This window comes from Bradyrhizobium rifense (genome assembly GCF_008123425.1).
Lineage (GTDB): Bacteria > Pseudomonadota > Alphaproteobacteria > Rhizobiales > Xanthobacteraceae > Bradyrhizobium > Bradyrhizobium rifense.
In genome coordinates this window covers 73,514-91,515 of record NZ_VSSS01000008.1, presented here as the reverse complement: position 1 = coordinate 91,515, position 18,002 = coordinate 73,514, and the positions used below count along the sequence as shown (strand labels likewise).

16 protein-coding genes and 5 pseudogenes are annotated in these 18,002 nt (G+C 59.7%); 14 read left to right on the top strand and 7 right to left on the bottom strand.

All coding sequences use genetic code 11. The annotated features are described in order from the left end of the window. Positions 1-423: 423 nt before the first annotated feature. Positions 424-883: pseudogene (locus FXB40_RS50305) on the top strand (ornithine cyclodeaminase family protein); the annotation flags it as partial. A 6-nt stretch (positions 884-889) separates the two neighbouring features. After that, positions 890-991: pseudogene (locus FXB40_RS50300) on the top strand (ornithine cyclodeaminase family protein); the annotation flags it as partial. 389 nt (positions 992-1,380) lie between these two features. On the opposite strand, the gene FXB40_RS03585 reads toward FXB40_RS50300, so the two are convergent. From FXB40_RS03585 to FXB40_RS50100, 3 genes and pseudogenes are all read right to left on the bottom strand, one after another. Next, the gene (locus FXB40_RS03585; RefSeq protein ID WP_187436644.1) at positions 1,381-2,238 is read right to left on the bottom strand and encodes an ABC transporter permease; all 858 of its coding nucleotides are present in this window, start codon (positions 2,236-2,238) and stop codon (positions 1,381-1,383) included. Further along, positions 2,235-2,675, bottom strand: a pseudogene (locus FXB40_RS03580) (ATP-binding cassette domain-containing protein); the annotation flags it as partial. The gene FXB40_RS03585 and the pseudogene FXB40_RS03580, both read right to left, overlap by 4 nt. A 137-nt stretch (positions 2,676-2,812) precedes the next feature. Beyond that, positions 2,813-3,058: a hypothetical protein gene (locus tag FXB40_RS50100; RefSeq protein ID WP_187436643.1), complete on the bottom strand. Its 246-nt coding sequence runs from the start codon at positions 3,056-3,058 to the stop codon at positions 2,813-2,815. 455 nt (positions 3,059-3,513) lie between these two features. On the opposite strand from FXB40_RS50100, the gene FXB40_RS03570 reads away from it, so the two are divergent. The 5 genes from FXB40_RS03570 to FXB40_RS03555 all read left to right on the top strand — a co-directional run bounded on the left by FXB40_RS03570 (position 3,514) and on the right by FXB40_RS03555 (position 5,363). After that, on the top strand, positions 3,514-3,786 hold the full coding sequence (locus tag FXB40_RS03570) for a hypothetical protein (RefSeq protein WP_187436642.1): 273 nt from the start codon (positions 3,514-3,516) through the stop codon (positions 3,784-3,786). A gap of 137 nt (positions 3,787-3,923) precedes the next feature. Next, on the top strand, positions 3,924-4,187 hold the full coding sequence (locus tag FXB40_RS03565) for a dodecin family protein (RefSeq protein ID WP_246207342.1): 264 nt from the start codon (positions 3,924-3,926) through the stop codon (positions 4,185-4,187). Positions 4,188-4,356: 169 nt separating this feature from the next. Further along, entirely contained in the window at positions 4,357-4,674 is a 318-nt protein-coding gene (locus FXB40_RS03560) for a hypothetical protein (protein ID WP_187436641.1), read from the top strand. Positions 4,675-4,815: 141 nt separating this feature from the next. Next, positions 4,816-4,992 (top strand): hypothetical protein, encoded by a 177-nt coding sequence (locus tag FXB40_RS47645; protein ID WP_187436640.1) that lies wholly within the window; start codon positions 4,816-4,818, stop codon positions 4,990-4,992. Positions 4,993-5,000: 8 nt separating this feature from the next. Continuing rightward, positions 5,001-5,363: a GcrA family cell cycle regulator gene (locus tag FXB40_RS03555; protein WP_347339744.1), complete on the top strand. Its 363-nt coding sequence runs from the start codon at positions 5,001-5,003 to the stop codon at positions 5,361-5,363. Between the two features lie 443 nt (positions 5,364-5,806). On the opposite strand, the gene FXB40_RS03550 is transcribed toward FXB40_RS03555, so the two are convergent. Further along, entirely contained in the window at positions 5,807-5,995 is a 189-nt protein-coding gene (locus FXB40_RS03550; protein WP_148770822.1) for a hypothetical protein, read from the bottom strand. Between the two features lie 471 nt (positions 5,996-6,466). Then, positions 6,467-6,766 (bottom strand): hypothetical protein, encoded by a 300-nt coding sequence (locus FXB40_RS03540; RefSeq protein WP_148770820.1) that lies wholly within the window; start codon positions 6,764-6,766, stop codon positions 6,467-6,469. A gap of 1,083 nt (positions 6,767-7,849) precedes the next feature. Here FXB40_RS03540 and FXB40_RS03535 point away from each other — a divergent pair. The 7 genes and pseudogenes from FXB40_RS03535 (at position 7,850) to cydB (ending at position 14,577) form a co-directional block, all read left to right on the top strand. Further along, complete coding sequence (locus FXB40_RS03535; protein ID WP_148770819.1) at positions 7,850-8,323, top strand: (2Fe-2S)-binding protein; 474 nt, start codon at positions 7,850-7,852, stop codon at positions 8,321-8,323. Beyond that, positions 8,208-8,843, top strand: a pseudogene (locus FXB40_RS48965) (molybdopterin cofactor-binding domain-containing protein); the annotation flags it as partial. The gene FXB40_RS03535 and the pseudogene FXB40_RS48965, both read left to right, overlap by 116 nt. A 150-nt stretch (positions 8,844-8,993) precedes the next feature. After that, complete coding sequence (locus FXB40_RS03530; RefSeq protein WP_246207359.1) at positions 8,994-10,535, top strand: xanthine dehydrogenase family protein molybdopterin-binding subunit; 1,542 nt, start codon at positions 8,994-8,996, stop codon at positions 10,533-10,535. Between the two features lies 1 nt (position 10,536). Then, positions 10,537-11,784 (top strand): cytochrome c, encoded by a 1,248-nt coding sequence (locus FXB40_RS03525; RefSeq protein WP_210352121.1) that lies wholly within the window; start codon positions 10,537-10,539, stop codon positions 11,782-11,784. Positions 11,785-11,786: 2 nt separating this feature from the next. After that, entirely contained in the window at positions 11,787-12,122 is a 336-nt protein-coding gene (locus FXB40_RS03520) for a hypothetical protein (protein WP_148770817.1), read from the top strand. Further along, positions 12,049-13,569, top strand: coding sequence for a cytochrome ubiquinol oxidase subunit I (locus FXB40_RS03515; protein WP_246207339.1), 1,521 nt, complete (start codon positions 12,049-12,051; stop codon positions 13,567-13,569). The genes FXB40_RS03520 and FXB40_RS03515 overlap by 74 nt, the downstream gene beginning before the upstream one ends. A gap of 3 nt (positions 13,570-13,572) precedes the next feature. Continuing rightward, entirely contained in the window at positions 13,573-14,577 is a 1,005-nt protein-coding gene (gene cydB / locus FXB40_RS03510; protein ID WP_148770815.1) for a cytochrome d ubiquinol oxidase subunit II, read from the top strand. Positions 14,578-16,199: 1,622 nt separating this feature from the next. Here cydB and FXB40_RS48950 read toward each other — a convergent pair. Then, positions 16,200-16,445 (bottom strand): annotated as a pseudogene (locus tag FXB40_RS48950) (nuclear transport factor 2 family protein); the annotation flags it as partial. 429 nt (positions 16,446-16,874) lie between these two features. Continuing rightward, positions 16,875-17,840: a cation diffusion facilitator family transporter gene (locus tag FXB40_RS03495; RefSeq protein WP_148770814.1), complete on the bottom strand. Its 966-nt coding sequence runs from the start codon at positions 17,838-17,840 to the stop codon at positions 16,875-16,877. Positions 17,841-18,002: the final 162 nt, after the last annotated feature.

Below are 18,002 nucleotides of genomic sequence, written 5' to 3'. Positions count from 1 at the left end.
CTGATAACGTTGGAATCTTGGTCTTGGCCCGTTTCCATCAAACAGGAGGACGAAGGTGAGCGCGAGACACGAGGAGCGGTCGACGCCTGGGATCCATTCAGCACAATCGGTGCCGATGGGCTAACGGCGGACCGAAGGAATAGGAAAGAGCAAGCCGAAGCTTGGCAATTCCCGGGGCGTTCACGTTGATAGTTCCTGAAGACTTTCTGAGTCTACCGTGTCGAGTAGTCTGGCGAAGTCAATTCAGGATCGGCGTAACTTTCGACTTGTCTTAGAACGCCCCAAGAGAGAATGCCGGAATGGGTCAGTTCGCGGACTGATAAGCTTTCTAACAAAATGGAGTCAGTTCGCGGACTGATAAGGAAAATGCACATACCTTATCAGTCTCACGAGAAGCTTAAATTGGCCAGCAGGCCCCAAGGCGCGCGCCGCGAGGAAAGCCGCAATAGCTTTGCCGAGAAGCTCAGTCAGGATCTCGGCAAGAAGGTCGTTGCGACCGAGGATTGGCAATCCTGCCTCCAGGGTGCGGACATCGTCGTGGAGGCCTCGCGCCTCGACAAGCCAACGCCGCGTCGGCCAGCGCCTGCGCTTTGCATGACCCGCCGGCCGCCAGCGCCGCGATACGTCGCCAATGCGCGGATGTATTCGACGGCGATGATTGGGGACAGTGTGCAAGGGCGGCAAGTTCGGCAGCCTCCGCGCCCATGTCGAAGCCGGGAAACTGTCGGAGACAACGCTTCACGCCGAACTCGGGCAGATCGTTGCTGGGCTGAAGCCGGGACGGCAGAGCGACGACGAGACCAATCTGCTCTGGCATCGCGGATTGTCGCTCTCCGATATCGCCCTGGGCCATGCGATGCTTGAAAAGGCCGAGCGGATCGGCGCGATGATCAAGACGGAATGGATCAAGAAGGGTGCGTTCGTGGTGCCCTATGGCACGATGAGTGCGATCGAACTTTCGCTGACCGATATCATGAGCAAGCTCGTGGTCGGCCACCGCGCTCGCCGCCCGAAGGTCGCGCCTTTGAGCGCTGCCGACATCAGGGAGTAGACGATCTCGAATGGTTGGCCTTTCGCGGCCGCGCGCAGCATCGAATCCGGGCCGACTGCGGCTAGATCGATATCGCCGGCATCGAGCGCCGCGAGCGCGGACGCATCGCCGCCCGGCAGCGCTGCGACTGTGGCAGTGAGGCCTTGTGGCTTGAACGTGTCGAGCGCGCGCCGCGACCAGATCGGCAGGAAGCTCAGCGTCGGTGCACCCAGGCCGATCTTCACGGCTTGCCGAGCTTCGGCGAGACTGGGTAACAATGCGAGCGCCGCAGTGAGTGTAGCGATCTTCGCCCAATTCATCGTCACGCGCATTGCACCATCCTCTTCGGTTTAGGCATCGATTGGGCCGGAGCCCGAAAACGTTCGCCAGCGTAGCAGTCGCCGTTCGATGGCGCCGGCGATCAAATTGGCGATCGTGACGAAGCCGAGCAGGATCACGATCCCGGCGAATACGCCGGCAGGATCGTAGGTTGAGGACGCCTCGTGGATGAAGAGGCCGAGCCCCTGGACCGAGGACGTGAACCCGCCGACGATCACGCCGATCACGCCGATCACGCTGTACGGAATTGCAAGCCGCATGCCGAGCATGACGAAAGGCGCCGCGGCAGGCAGGAACACGTGATAGGTCAACTGGCGCTGATTGGCGCCCATCACCAGCGTGAGATTGACGAGCTCGCGATCGACGCTGCGGACGCCGGCAAACACGTTATAGAAGACCAGGAAGAACACCATGATCGAGGCAAGCGCGACCTTCGATCCGATGCCGATTCCGAACCAGATGATGAAGAGCGGCGCCAGGGCGATCTTGGGGATGCCGTAGAAGGCCATCACATAGGGCTCGAAGATCCGCGCCAGCCGGGGCGAGCGGCCGAGTGCATAGCCCGCGAACACGCCGCCGGCGACGCCGATGACATAACCGAGCACGAGCTCCTGTCCGGTGACCCACAGATGCGGGTAGATCTCTCCGGAGGCGAGCAACTCGTAAAGCCGCGCGATGACCGCAGTCGGCTTGCTGACATAGATTTCCTTGATCAGCCGGCCGGATGCCCATTGCCAGAAGATCAGGAGTACGATGCCCGGCAGCAGCTTGACCGCTACTTGGAGGGTCTTCGAGCCAATCGCAGCCAGTCCGTTCGACGCAGTCGACGACTGGTAGGCAACATCATTGATTGCCTTTTGCTCGTTCAATGTATCTGTCCGGCTTGAATTTGGGAACGGAACTCGGTCCAGACCGCGTCATAGGCGGCATCAAAGCCCGGGTTTTTAAATGGCTCAAACATGTTGCGCGGCCGCGGCAGGTCGATGGCGATGTTGGCCAGCAGCTTCGACGGCCGCTGGCTCAGCACGACGACATCGTCGGCGAGCAGCACGGCTTCGGTGATGTCATGCGTGACGAAGATGACGGTGGCGCCGGCTTCCACTGACAATGTCTGCAGATCGCTCTGCATCACCATGCGCGTCTGGGCGTCGAGCGCGCCGAACGGCTCGTCCATGAGAATGACGTCTAGCCGATAGACCAGCGTGCGCGCGATTGACCCGCGCTTCTGCATGCCGCCGGAAAGTTGGCTGGGAAAATGCTGCTCGAAACCCAACAGGCCGACCGAGCGGAGAACATCAGTAACACGCTTCTGCCGTTTTCCTGACTTTAAGGCGGCTCGGGCTGATAGTGGGCCCCCATTTGACGGCTACTGCGCACAAGTTGCGGAGGAGCGTTGTTTTAGACGAACTCGGGGCGCGTTGAGGCTGGGGGTTATGGGAGATGTCAGGAGCTATTGGGCTGATCGTAGAGGGTTACGTTTCCCTCAAGGACCAGAAGGCGCTTGATCAACTTCGGGCACAGCGTCGGAAACTTATCGCAGACCTCAATGTGTGTATCGGGATCGACTGCACGAGTACTATCCAGCAGATCGAGGAGGACATCGTCGTGATCGAGGCTGGGCTGGCGCGTCTGGATGGCCCAATGACAAGCTAACAGACCAAAGTTGTCGCGTTCAAGCTGCCGCTCCATCCTCTTTGTCCGCCCCGCATCACAATCATCCGACAACGTCCGCTGTAGCACCTTGGCCTCGTCCCATGGCGCGCGCGTCCTAACATCACGCTCCTCGTCGCTCGCCAGGATGATTGGCATCTCCTTGGGATTGGGGGGCGACCACTGCCTTCGGCGCCCTGGTCAGGAAGCCATAGCCAAAATGGGGCCGGGGGATCGGCTTGGACTTTGTGCCGTAGCTCCATGTTGCGCCGCGAGGCCATGGGTCACAGCCCAATCTCCTACTTGCAGCCACGGCAGATCGTAAGCTTGCGTTTCAACGCCTCATCTTCTTGATCAAGCGATTGCTCCCCCGCGATGCTATCCGTCTCCGAATTGGGCTTGGAGGCTTTTGCTGCGCGTGACCTCATGGTTCGAGCCGCCTGGCCCGAGGTCACTGTCGTCCGACGGTGCCGGCGCTAAAGCCATCGTGGTCGATGGCTGGATTCGATGACGGCGGAGGCCTGCTGATCACCGGTGTATACGAAACCTTGTCGGACGCGTCCGGCGGGAGGGCGTCGTTCGTCGCCGATGATGGCTTGCCATCGGGCTTTGCCGGGGGCCTGGAATTTTTGGCGGTCGCTCGTGGCAGCGACGCTTTGGGTGCGGCCATCGGCGGTCAGGCGTTGTTGGTGGTGGTGGCGGCATGCCCCGCACCCTGTTCAGTCGGCGGCAGAGCAAGCGAAAGCGGCGGAGCGACCGACGTCTGACCTCTCGCGCTGCCCAGCAGCCAACCGCCAGTGCCCTCTCTTACCCGCCAGATGCAGTTTGCTCGTTTTCGGCTCCGGCGATCTCCCCGAGACAATCGCGTCGTGTCAGCGCCGATATTCTGTTGCTAGATTTCACGATGGCAGGGAGCACTGCTTTCTGCTTCATACCGAACAGGAGGACGACATGCCTGATAGCGTCTACAAAGGTCATTGAACTGATCGGTACCAGCAACGACTCATGGGAGAAGGCGGCCGCCAATGCGGTCGAGCAAGCTGCAAAATCTCTCCGGGATCTTCGCATTGCAGAGGTGGTCAAACTCGATATGCAATTGGATGCCAAGGGAAAAGTAGAGGCCTACCGCGCCAAACTCAACGTATCGTTCAAGTTCGACGGCTCCTGAGCCTCGGCACCTCGCCCCGCTTGCGGGGCGAGGTTGGCTCACTGGAGAAAGAGGCGTTGCGCGGCCCGCCGACCGGCGTTTGTGACCCATCTTGGAAGCAGGGCCTAGTCCAACTGGGACCCGATATGCTTTGATGCGCGGGGCGGGAACCGCATGGCGTGGTGGCCTCATGTACATAGTCATTCGCAAGTACACCAAGGTTCGTTCGGTTGCGGACGCTGCTCGCCTCGCCAAGAGCGGCGTCGGTCAGATCCTAAGTCAATCGCGCGGATTCAGATCTTACTATGTGCTGGATGGGGGCAACGGCGTTGGTGTCGCTGTGATGATATTCGAGGACCGCGAAAGCGCCGATGCAGCGAACGCCAAGATACTGGAGTTTGTTCAAGCGAGTCTGCATGACCTCGATCTTGGAGATCCCGAAATCACTACCGGCGAGGTTTTGGTGAACATAGAACGTGCTGCGTCCTCGGACATAAAGTATTCGTAAACCGCCAGTTGTGTGGGGGTGCGGCCCTTGCTGTTGCAGTCGACCTGTTCGTTGTCGCATTGGAGCGATCGCGCCTGGACATCCGCATGTCGTCCGTCATGAATATTCGACTGCGCGTGCTTTTCGAGGAGTACCAACAACATGAAGCAACACACCCCCGAAGCAGTTTTCACCACAGCGATCGACTTGACGTCGCTTGTGCTTATGGGCACCGCGATGCCGCCTCGAGATCCTGATGATGATGACGAGGATGAAGAGGACAGAGAGGAGGATGACGCCGACGAACCGGCGGTCGTACGCGAGCCGGACGAAAACTAGACTAGCCCATCTTTGGCAGTCGGAGCTATAATGTATCTCCCATAGGCTGGGATGCCAAAGACGTAGCGCTGCTCAAAAGGCTCTGGGCTGCAGGACAGAGCGCGGCGCAGATTGCGCGGCGTCTCGGGTGTAGCCGTAATGCAGTCTGCGGCATGCTAACCCGTTTAGGCCCGAAGCGTGGCCACAAGCCGCCAACAGCAAGACCCGAGATAAGGCCGACCGCGAAGCTAAGGCCAACGTCGTCGGCCGCCTCCACACGCCTAGTAGCAAAGAAGGTGTCGCGGAGCACAGTAGAGAGGCCGCAGCCTAAGGAATTCAGCAAGCAGCAGTTTTACGCCATTCTAGCTGAGGCGGTCAGGAACACTGGCTAAGGGCTCATCACGAAGGTCGTTACGCTCCGCGTCCATGCCTAGTCCAGCTCGAACGGGTTCGGCTGTCGTGAACATTCCCCAAGCCTTGGCCTGCTTCGGGTCAAAATGCGAAGAACTCAACCTGAGTAAATCTTTGTTGATCAGCGTGACGCAACCGGAGGGCGAGGGAAAGGGGGCGGCCGATCAGTTGGCCGACCTCGGCTTCCATCCGTATGTGTCGTGCGGAATTCCACCGGTGATGTCGAGGTCTTTGTCGTCTGAAATGCGCCAAGCCAACAAGCCGAAATAGGCGGTGAGCAGCAAACCTCGCGATCAAAAGACCAATTGAAAGCCGACCCACTTACGTGCTCCGCAATTTAGCCGCGAGCAGATGATGGTCTTGTGTCCGATTCGGAAAATGCAGACCGGCTGACCTAACGGCGCTTTTCCCCAGACAGCGCGGATCAGGACAAGGCAGCGCGGCCCGCCGCGGTAATCCTGTATTCGGTTTCACCCGAGGCGAGTGGTTCGGCCTCGACGAGCCCAAGCTCGATCAGGCGGGCGACGAGCTCATGGTCAAACAGCGGCGGGCTGGTCCAGGATTCCGAAGCCAAGCCGTGCAGGAAGTCGCGTTCGGTCGCTGCCAGGTCCATCGGGACAACGTCTTTTAGATGTGGCCGCAAGCGCTCCAGACGCCCACTGCAATGGGGACGAGGGCGACGCAAACCCAAAAGGCGGGTGCGCTGGAATAGAGGCCGGCGACAAGGACCCAGGCGCCGAAGCCAACAATTCCGACTGAGATCGCATATCCGGCCGCTTTTCCCATTAGTTGCGCCGCACGCAAAACAAAGAGCAAGATGCCTCTAGGACTCGCCGCGTGTTAAAACGTTCCTTTGCGGGGAGCGATCCAAACTATTAGCGCTCCGCGGCTTCATCTCGGGCAGTTTCTGCGGAGGAGGAGCGCTTTCACCTCCCAAAGAGAACACCCAAAGACCCGATTGTCACCAGGATGAGACCAGCGACGATCAACCAATGAAAAAGCTGAAGCTGCATCAACTTGTCGAGCATTAAGCAGGCCTCTTCGCCTTCAGCCCGATACCGACCAGATGACGGCGTCCATCAGTTCATTTTCGATTTGGCCGGTCGCGTCGGACGTTCTGGAATTCCTCGGGCCCTTTGACGAGCCGCCGCTTACGGCTGGCTTGGTCGTCCGGACTGACCGAGGCGTCGGCCATCTTGTCAATCGCGCTGACCGCCATTTCGCGAGCCCGCTGTTTCTGGTCATTACTCGTCGGGCGGTCTTCGCTGCCGGGTCGGCTCTTAGCTTTTACGGTGAACCCGAGCTCGACAAGCCGGCGGATGGCTTCGGAGCGAGCGGGGCTATCTTTCTGCCGTGATGCCCACGCGTCGATTGCTGCGATCATCGATTTCGCCCAGCGCGTGCCGATTTGGACGGTCCAGCCAGCCAACTGCTTGGAACGGCAATTTGAGGTGGCTTGCAAGTCTCCGCAACCACCGATGCTTGCCGACAGCAAGCCACTCAGTACCGTGGCGTCCGGCAGGAAGTCGAGGTTCTTCCTACCTTAAAGCCCAGGATTGCAACCAAGACGCCGCGCAGCACGATCGCGAGTTCTTCCGCGGTCGGCACGAGGGCTAACAGGCAATGCACCGAACGACTCTGCCTTCGCGGACATGAGGAGTAGTCCTCCAATTTCATTGGACTCTCTCCTAATGAGCTGAACCCCGGCGGCATCCGCCATTTCGAGGCGCGCCTAAATCCTGACCATGACAGCCCCAACTCCAGCGGAACGCTGTGGGTAAACGAGTACAAGGGCTCTAGCTACTTGAACTCTCCCGCTGGTGCGAATACCGCGGCAAGCCTATTGCGCATTCACCACGACGTGCCTTCATCTGTGCGCTGCGTCAACGTTTCGACGGTAATTTCAGCAATCAAAGCACGAATTTGAACCGCTAACATGCCATCTACTGAGATTCGATGGACATGCAATGACGTGACTTCATCACGTTTTTGGGTAGCACGCGATTTGTCGGTTAGGGTATCGGATCTCTTTCTCCTGCCTCATCTGGTCAGCGCTAACCTTAAAGAGCTGCCCGCAGGGACTAAACGATCTCGATCGATCGCGCCTTCACCAGCGCCAGCGGCGTAGCAAGGGCTCTCGCGGAGGCAGAAGATTTCCATCGGCTGCCTCCTCTGAAAAAGTGGCCCCTCGGCGCAGGTGATTCCGTCGCTGTAGGTCCCATCCGGTCTATGCAAAGTTCTCACAGAGGTTTGAAACAGCATCCGACTTCGCGCCCCAGCGAGATATGGCGAACAAAGTGGCGCGATCGTCCGCAGCAGCCTTCAGCTCAGGATCGGCAAACGTGGGTCGGTGCCGACCATCCTGGCAACTTCGTCATCGAAGGTTGACAGCTGTCAAGGAAGTCCGACGGCGGCTATGTATTCCATTTGGGGGTGAGCAGCAGGGTGCCAACTGAGGAGCGACAGATTGGCGAGACTCCAGATAAATGGGGCGACGCACGAGGTAGATGTACCCGATGACATGCCGTTATTGTGGGTCCTGCGCGATGTCATCGGACTGACTGGAACCAAATTCGGTTGCGGGATCGCTCAGTGCGGGGCCTGTACGGCGCATGTTGACGGCAAGGCCGTGCGGACTTGTGTGACGCGTCTCGGCACGGTCGCAGATCGCGTTGTCATGACGATTGAGGGGATCGGCGCAACACCGCATGGGCGTGCGCTGCAGAATGCTTGGCTCATGATCCAAGTCCCGCAATGCGGCTATTGCCAACCCGGGCAGATCATGTCGGCCGCCGCCCTGTTGTCGGAAATCGAAAGCCCGAGCGATGCGCAGATCGACGCCGCAATGGCTGGCAACATATGTCGCTGCTGCACCTACGTGCGCATTCGCAAAGCAATCAAGCTGGCCGTTTCCAGCCAGGCTACTGCCAAGAGGACGTGACATGAATGCACGCGTGTCCAGGCGCCATATTTTGCGGACTGGAGCGGCCGGGGCCACCCTGGTACTCGGGTTCGGGCTATATCAGATGAGGCCAGCATCAGCCGAGGCGAGCAGCGCAGGCCTCGCGCTATTTGCGCCGAACGCCTTCATTCGGATCGACTCCGAAGACCGCATCTCCCTCGTCATTGACAAATGCGAGGTCGGCCAAGGCGTCTACACCTCATTGTCGATGCTGCTGGCGGAAGAGCTTGACGTCGGTCTCGACCAGGTCGCGATCGAGCCCGCGCCTCCAGACGAACAACTCTACGCCGATCCGATCCTGCACCTGCAAGCCACCGGCAATTCCACGTCGGTGCGCAGCTCATGGATGGAGTTGAGGCGCGCCGGCGCCGCAGCGCGACAGATGCTGATTGCGGCAGCGGCAGCCGAATGGCGCGTTGATCCTTCGCGATGCCGCACCGAGCGCGCCTCCGTGCTTGATAATGGTACGCAGCGCCGGCTCGGCTACGGATCGCTTGCCGCGACCGCGGCGCAACAGCCGGTGCCTCAAAATCCACGGCTCAAGCAACCAGAGCAGTTCAAATTGATCGGGAAGTCGCCACTTCGAGTGGATCTCCCGGGCAAGGTTGACGGCACCGCCCAATATGGCATCGATGTCCGGCTCCCGGGCATGCTGTTCGCGACGGTCGCATCAAGCCCCACATTTGGCGGCAAGCTTGACTCTCTGGACGACAGTCCCACGCGATCCATCAAGGGAGTTCACCACGTGGTGACGATCAGAGCGCAGGAGTTCGATGTCGGCGGATACAAGCTCCACCTCGACGACGCCGTCGCAGTCGTCGCCGAAAATACGTGGGCAGCACAGCAGGGCCTGGCGGCGTTGGAGCCCGCCTGGGATAGAGGCCCGAACCAACATCTCGGAATGGATGATATCGTGCACGCGCTCGAGGCCGCGAGCGAGCGCGGTGGCCTTGTGGCGCGACATGAAGGGGACGTCGACAAGGCGTTGTCGACGGCAGCGACGCGCCTGGAAGCCAGGAACTACATGCCATTCCTCGCCCACGCGGCGATGGAGCCGCTGAGCTGCGTTGCGGACGTGCGCGGGGATAATTGCGAGATCTGGACGGCTACGCAAGTTCAAGCACGCGCGCAGGAAATCGCCGCACAGCTCGCGGGTCTGCCGCCGGAGAAGGTGACGGTGCACAATCTCTTTTCAGGAGGCGCCTTCGGTCGCCGCCTCGAACTCGACGGAGTTGCGCTCGCGGTCGCAATCTCCAAGCAGGTTGGGGCGCCCGTCAAACTGGTGTTCACCCGCGAGCAGGACATCCGCCACGACCTTTACCGGCCATTCTATCACGACCGCCTCCGAGCCGGCCTTGACGCCAACGGAAAGCTCCTCGCGTGGCATCACCGGATCGTCGGCTCGTCGATTTTTGCACGCTGGGCCCCGCAGGCCATGCGGAGCGACGGGCTCGACCCCGATGCTGTCGACGGGGCCATTCAGATGCCTTATGCGTTTCCCAATTTGCTGGTCGAATACGTGCGCGAGGAGCCACCCGCAATCCCGACCGCGTTCTGGCGGGGCGTCGGCGATACGCACAATGCCTGGGTGATCGAGAGTTTTGTGGATGAAATTGCCGCTGTCGCCAAGCAAGATCCGATCCAGTTCCGGCGCGGCCTGCTCAGTCACGCGCCGCGCGCCTTGGCTGTGATAAATCTTGCCGCTGAAAAGAGCCGCTGGGATAAGATTCTTCCGCCGCGCAGCGGACGAGGCATTGCACTCGCTTATGTGTTCGACACCTATCTTGCCACGGTGGTCGAGGTAACCCTATCGGACGCCGGATTGGTAACTCTGCAACGTGTCGTCTGCGCCGTGGACTGCGGCTCGATCGTGCATCCCGACACTGCGATCGCTCAGATCGAAGGTGGAACGCTGTTCGGCCTTTCCGCCGCGCTCTGGAACGAAGTGACGTTGCGCAACGGGCGCGTCGAACAGAGTAACTTCAATGACTATCGGACAATCCGGATCGACGAGACGCCAGAGGTCGAAGTGCATCTGGTGCCGAGCCGCGAAACGCCCGGCGGGCTTGGCGAGACGGGCACTGTGGCCGCCGCGCCCGCACTGACAAATGCGATCTTCGCCGCGAGCGGCTACCGGGTTCGCCAGCTGCCGATCATCAAGAGCATCGAGGGGCTCAAGCGTCGTGCGTAGGATGAAGCGAACGCTGTCCCTCATGGCGGCCTTCGCCCTCTTTGTCGGTCTGGTTCTTTCGGCCGCGGCAGCGGATGTCCGGTCGGATCTCGTGCAGCGTGGCGAGTATCTCACCCGCGCCGCCGATTGCGTGTCGTGCCATACCGCACCGGACGGCAAGCAATTTGCCGGGGCTCGCGCATTCAAGCTGCCGTTCGGGACGCTCTATTCTCCAAATATCACGCCGGATGCGAACACCGGAATCGGCCAATGGAGTGACGATGATTTCGTGCGCGCCATGCACGAGGGAATCGGCAAGGACGGGCAGCGGCTCTATCCGGCGTTTCCTTATCCATCCTACACCCTGCTCAGCCGGGACGATGTGCTCGCGATCAAGGCCTATCTGTTCAGTCTAGAGCCGGTCGCCAACGCGCCACCACATAACCATCTGACTTTCCCGTTCAACATGCGATGGCTGATGGTCCTCTGGGATTGGCTCTACAATCCCGGCCAGCGGTTCGAGGTCGATGCCTCGAGATCACATGAGTGGAATCGGGGAGCTTACCTTGTGGAAGGGCTCGGACATTGCGGCGAATGTCACACGCCACGGAATCTCCTGTATGGGTTGGATCCTCACAAGAGATTCGCTGGTGCCGTCATGGCGGGCTGGCACGCCTACAACATTACCCCGGACCGGACGACCGGGATCGGAGGCTGGAGCGAGGTTGACCTCGCTCGATACCTTTCTACGGGCGACAGCCCCCATGGGGCTGCCGCCGGGCCGATGGCCGAGGCGGTGGACAACAGCCTGCGCTATCTTTCCCGTGACGACGTCGGAGCGATGGTCACCTATCTGCGTACGATTCCTCCGCAAACTTCGAATGTGCCGGCGGCGCATTTGGAGGGCGCCGGTAACGCACCCATAAGCGCCTCTCGGCTCCCTCCCGCCGACGAGTTGAATCGCCTGCATGCGAGCGCTGGTGTGCGAATCTTTGCCGCCGCGTGTACGGGCTGCCACGGCTGGGATGGGCGCGGTCTGGCGGGCACACGCGATTTGAATGACCCGGAGGCGACAAACTTGGTGCAGGTCGTGCTCAAGGGCTTCCATCTTTCCGCGGCGCGCGGCCGGCTGAACATGCCGGGCTTCGGCGCGGGTTACGCCGATCGCGAGCTGGCAGACCTTGTCAACTACGTTACCGGTCGGTTTGGCGCCAAGGCTGCGACCTTGCAGGCAGATGACTTGGCAAAGCGCCGCAGCGAGGGAGATTAGCCATGATTGCGAAACTGGGCGTCCTCCTCACCATCTTCGCGTTGGTGCTTCCTTCTGCATGGGCCCAGGCGCCCCTCAATCCGCAGATCGAAGTCGAAAACCGCACCGAAACCGCAGTCAAGGAGCTGGACATCAAGCCGAACGGCACTGCCGAATGGGGCGAGAACAAGCTCGGGCACGGTCCGCTTCCGCCCGGAAAGTCCACTTCGATCCGGGAGTTTACAGAGACGAATTGCAACTATCAGATGCGGGCAGTGTTTCAGGATGGACGAACCGAAGAGCAACCGGTCGACGTCTGTCATCATTCCCGGATCGTGCTGGGCGCGAAACGCCAGTGAAGTCTGCGAGGATCGGGCGGAGGCTGATAACCACTGGGCGGCGCGCAAATCCATAGGCCTTTCGATGACCGGATCAGCCCTACTCCTTTCACGCGCGCAGTTCGCCTTCACAATCGGGTTTCACATTCTGTGGCCGGCCTACACAATCGGCCTCTCCGGGTTCATCGTCATCATCAGCGTAGGCTGGCTGCGCACCGGGCGGCCGGTCTATCGCGCTCTGCTGCGCTTTTGGGTTCACCTGTTTGCCCTCGGGTTCGCCATGGGCGTGGTGACCGGGGTGGTCATGTCTTATCAGATCGGCACCAACTGGAGCGTCTTTGCTGAGCGGACCGCGAACGTCATTGGGCCGTTCTTCACCTACGAAGTGCTGACGGCGTTCTTCCTTGAAGCCGGCTTTGTCGGAGTGATGCTGTTCGGCATGAACCGGGTGAGCCCTCGACTTCATTTCGTTTCGTGCCTTGCTGTTGCCCTCGGTGCGGTCATCAGCGCATTCTGGATTTTGGCCGCGAATAGCTGGATGCAGACGCCCGCCGGGTTCCGACTCGAAGCCGACGGCAAGTTCGCGCTGGTGAGTTGGATGGATGCGATCTTCACCCCGTCCTTGCCTTATCGGTACTTCCACATGGTAACGGCCGCCTATCTCTCCGGCACGTTTGTCGTCATCGGTGTGTGCGGGTTCTATTTGTGGCGGCGGAGCCATCAAGAATTTGCTCAGACGGGACTTTCCGTTGCCCTGTCGATCGCACTGGTTCTGGTTCCGGTTCAGGGCGTCTTGGGCGACTTGCACGGCCGAAACTCTTTCCAATATCAGCCTATCAAGGTTGCGGCCATGGAAGGCGATTGGCAGACGCGCCGGGGCCAACACCTCGTTCTGTTCGCCTGGCCGGACGTTGCTAACGAGCGCAACGACTACGAACTCGCCGTCCCGGGGCTCGGCAGTCTAATCCTTACCCACGACTGGAACGGGCTGGTGCCCGGGTTGACGTCGGTCTCCCCGCAGGAGCGTCCACACGTGCCTTACGTGTTCTTCGCCTTCCGCATAATGGTCGGACTGTGGTTCTTGATGCTGGTGCTGGTTCTCGCAGGCGGCTGGCTAATGTGGCGAAGGCGCCTCGACGAGGCGCCCTTGTTTCATTTTGCTTGCGTCTGTTCGAGCCCATTGCCGTTTCTGGCGGTACTTTGTGGTTGGATCGTAACGGAGGTCGGGCGGCAGCCTTACGTCGTCTATGGTCACTTCCGTACCGCGGATGCTGTCTCGCCTGTCGTGGCATCGGCCGTCGCGGGATCATTTGCGCTGTTCATCCTAGTCTATATAGCATTGCTGATCGCCTTCTTGTTTTACGCCATTCGGACCGTGCTGCGGGGTCCAATCGACGAAGCCGCGGAACAACCTGCGGCGGTACAGCCCGGCCTGGTATCCGCCCCGGCCGGTCAGGCTGGGGAGTAGGCGATGGACTGGCTCCCTGTTCTCCTCGGGCTCGCGGTCGTGTTCAGCGTCATCATGTATGTCGTGATGGATGGGTTTGATCTGGGCATCGGCATCCTGGTTGTCTTTGCGCCTGGCGAGGCGGAACGTGCCGCTATGATCAACTCGATTGCCCCCTTCTGGGACGGGAACGAAACCTGGCTGGTTCTCGGCGGCACTCTGTTGATCGCAGCGTTTCCTCTCGCATACGCGACCTTGCTACCGGCATTTTACCTGCCGCTGATGATCATGCTGTTCGCGCTGGTGTTCCGCGGCATCGCCTTCGAATTTCGTTTTCGCTCGAGGCGCTTCCGGTGGCTTTGGGACCTGGCATTCATCGGTGGATCGACGCTCGCGACGTTCTGCCAAGGCATCGTGCTGGGCGCCTTCATCAAGGGAATTCCTGTCGCAGATGGATCCTTTCGCGGCAGCACCTTCGGATTCTTGAGTGTCTTCGCGGTGATCTGTGGGGCGGGCTTACTTGCGGCTTACGCAATGCTTGGAGCCACTTGGCTCATCTTCAAGAGCAGTGGCACCACCGCGCATTATGGCCGTCTCGCTGCCCGTATCAGCTTGCCTTTGACGCTCGCGTTCATCGCGATCGTCAGCATTTGGACGCCGCTCGCCTTTCCTCGGATCGCGACGCGTTGGTTTAGCTGGCCCAACATCGCCTATCTTTCACCGGTCCCGATCGTGACGGCGGGTGTCGCGTTCTGCGCCTGGCGCGCGATTTCCGACACTCGCGACTGGCTACCTTTTCTGCTGGCGGTCTTGCTGTTTCTGCTGGCGTTCCTCGGGCTCGGCATCAGTATATGGCCTTACGCAGTGCCTTACACCGCGACATTGTGGCAGGCGGCGTCGTCCCCGCCGACGCTCGCCTTCGTCGGAGCCGGCACTGCAGTGATTGTGCCACTCATCCTGGCGTACTTCGCCTTCGCCTACTGGGTATTTCGCGGCAAAACGACCGATCAGACCGGTTACGGTCACTAAGAAGGGACCGCGAGACATCGAGACCTGGCCGCGAGTGGCAGGATGGGGCTTTGCGCGCCGCGTCGCCAGCCGCGCGGTCTTCATGGACAAGGGCGACGTAGTGGAAGATTGTCCGACGGGACCGTTTTTCGGAAATCGGCAATCCCGGTCCGATCGTGCGCAACTATTTCTTGAGAAAATATTATCTCACTGAGAGGCTTTTACTCACGGTCGGAGCTTGGCGGCGGAGCGACGTTCTCAGTTGTCTGTTAGACTCTGCGTGCCCGCAAGATCGGGCTCAACCTGGATTGTTTGACCAGAAGGTCCGTAAGCGAAGAAGGCCGCCAACAGCCCGCGGCCAACGGATTTCCACCGGATATCCGGCATTTGGCTGAACCTATGAGTTAACGGCCGCACAGCTTGCACGTTGCCACGCGGCTAGTGTGACGCCGTAGGACCATCGCCGTAGTCGGGTAGCCTCAGCGAGTTGCGCGCTTGCCTGAATTGAGGTGCGCACGGCGGAGCCTTCCCGGAAGCTTGCATCACTGCAAGCGCGGCGTTGCGGGCATCGAGTTCTTCCTGTGTACGGGGCATAAGCAGGCTCCTGCCCTTGTTGGCGAGCGCTTTTCGCTTGCATGAAAGGTCATGTTATCCGTTCGTACGAAGAAAAGGCGTCGGCGGGGTTCGCATGCACCGCCAGTTCGCCGGCAAGAATCCAATCGTCGTGCCCAATCTCGGAAGCATCCGCGAGGAACTCTGCCTACTGCATCGCCGATTGTCGATCTTGCCCGACCAGAGATGGTTAGGTTGTTTTTTTATATGCAGAAGGACTTGGCTGACAGGCATTCCAACTTCTCGGACATGAGAGCCCATCTGAGGGAGCAACTTGACGAACCATGCAAGCCATTCTCGGGCGTGCGATTGAACGTCGAGAAATCACTTCTATCCGCCTCACCCCGCGGATTGTGTCGCTTCCGACGGTACCTTGCACGCCATGAAATCCTCATGATCCTTCCAGCCCTTGTCGGATGACGCGATTAAGGAGATTGTCGAGGAGGTATTCCTGCCGTTAGTGAGCCGCGCGGGGCGACCAAACGCAATCACACTGATTCCCTTCCAACGAACATCGGCTGTTCATTCTAAGTTTGTCGTGAAGGGATTTCCCTAAACAGCATAGGAAACATAGCTCACCAAATTTCTCGATGATTCCGGCAGTCAGCAATCCCGCGCCGATCTACGGCAGGGAGCTCAGCTTCATTCACTTGGTAGGTCGATATCCGCAACTATTCTCGAAGGCGGCCCGAGCGGACCTCGGACGTCATTGTGTAGTCCGTCGCTGACTGCTCTTTATGCGCGCACCTCAAGCAGGCTAGGCAGTGCGGCGGTGGCTCCGCGACGCTGGCACTGTTTCCATCGTGCCGGACAACGTCCTCTCAGGAATCGCATTTGCCCCTAGTGTTTCGGATCGAAAACAAGTTTAGGGTTCTATTGCCAAATTCAAATCGAGCCTGCGCAAAGCCGCAGCCAGGACCGTCGACACACTCGAAGCCGCAATCGCCGACGCCTACAGAGCATTCACCCCTACCGAATGCGCCAACTACTTCATGGCCGCAGGATACAGTTCAACCTGATCGGAATCTGCTCTAGGGAGCATCCTGTATGTCAAAGCGACCCACCTTGCCCTCTCGAAGAGGGAAAACGTGCCCGATCGTCTTCTCTTTAAACCGGTGCGTCTGTCCCTGAAGGGGCCTGCCTTCGAGATCGCGGACTGACTGCCGGACTTCCGCGATGATCGCGCCATCCGCAGTTCGATGAAAGCTTACAGGCTCGACGTGCGGACTGACTATGGTCCTCTGGCGCGTCCAGTATTCGCGCACTGCTTCGCGCCCAGCATCTGAGCACGAGCTGCTATCGGTCATCAAAAATGGACGCCGCCTCAAGCGAGATTGGTGTTTCGGCCACAACACCGCGAACTGGCACCCGCGTGCTGAGGAAATCCAAAATCGCAATGAATTCATGCGAGATCACCCTCCGCTCAGCCGCAACTACTTAAGCGATCTCCTCGAGAGGGAATCGAGCCTGCTCGCCGACTCGCTGGTCCGGCGGCACGTAGCCGCGTCGCGGAGGCAACTGGACGATACTCGCCTTCGGTTCGAAGCCTGATGGAGCCCTGCGAGTCCATAGGCGGTGGTTCGTGAATGCGCGGTGTCCTAATGGCGCCAGCCACCGATAGCCGCCTTTTGCGGTAGAACGGACGGGGAGGGAGCGGGTCGAGTCCCGGTTTTTGGCTCAAGCGGACCTTCGCTCTTCGTTCAAGGTTAGGGCCGGAGCCGTTCAGCGAATCTGGCCTTGCGGGAGGACCGGAAGGCTCGGGCTGTCTGCGGTTTGACAAAAACGGAAACGACTTCAGGATGCTTCTCCCGAATGCGGCGCTCAAGCGACTCTACACATTGCTCGATTTCTGGCGTGCGCAGATCATCCGAAAATTCGAGGCTCAGTGTCACAACAATCTGGTCCGGCGCAAGATGCACAGTGAGCGCGCCGTTTGCGCCCTCCACTCCCGGCTGACTTGCCGCAAGCTCAAGTATCGAGGTGCTGATTGCTTCATCGGCGCGCTCGCCGATCAACAGCTCCTTGTTCTCTCGCGCCAGGATCAACGCCATGATCGCCAGAATGCTGCCGATCAGAATCGAGGCGACGCCATCGATAGACGGAATTTGCAGGCGATCCGCAAGGAAGATGCCGAGGGCCGCGATCGAGATGCCCATTAGCGCGGCCGTGTCTTCCAGAAGGACCATGAAAGAAGGCGGGTCTTTGCTGCGCCTGATGGCGTCCCAGTAGCTGAGATCGCCCTTGACGGCACGGAACGTAATGAGCGCGATATACCAAGACGTGCCTTCGAATGCGGCCGAAAGCGCAAGAACGATGTAGTTGACGACTATGTTTTCAATATTAGAAGGCGCCGCAATATGTGTGATCCCTTCGTAGACAGACACTCCAGCCCCAAGTGCGAAGAGCAGCAGCGCGACCACAAAGCTCCAAAAATAGAGTTCCCTACCATAGCCTAATGGGTGAGTTCGATCTGGTGCCCGGCGCGACCGGTAATAACCATAAAGCAGCAATGCCTCGTTGCCGGTATCGACAAAAGAATGCGCGCTTTCGCTGAGCATGGAAGAGCTGCCGGTCAGCAGGGCTGCCGTTAGCTTGGTAAGGGCCACCAGCAGATTGCCCACAACGGCAACGTAGACGACCTTCTCTGATTTTGGCGAGGTGCTGGCGGCCATGATTGATCGTGAGTGAAACGGGTTTGCGCGGCGACAGTTCCAGTATTGGGCTTCTCATTGAGACCCATAAGCACGATCTGCTGCCTCGAAAGGCAGAAGCACTGGAAAGTTGACGACCGTCAAGGCCGTCCAGCCGGCCCGCACGCTATGCTACAAGTAGAG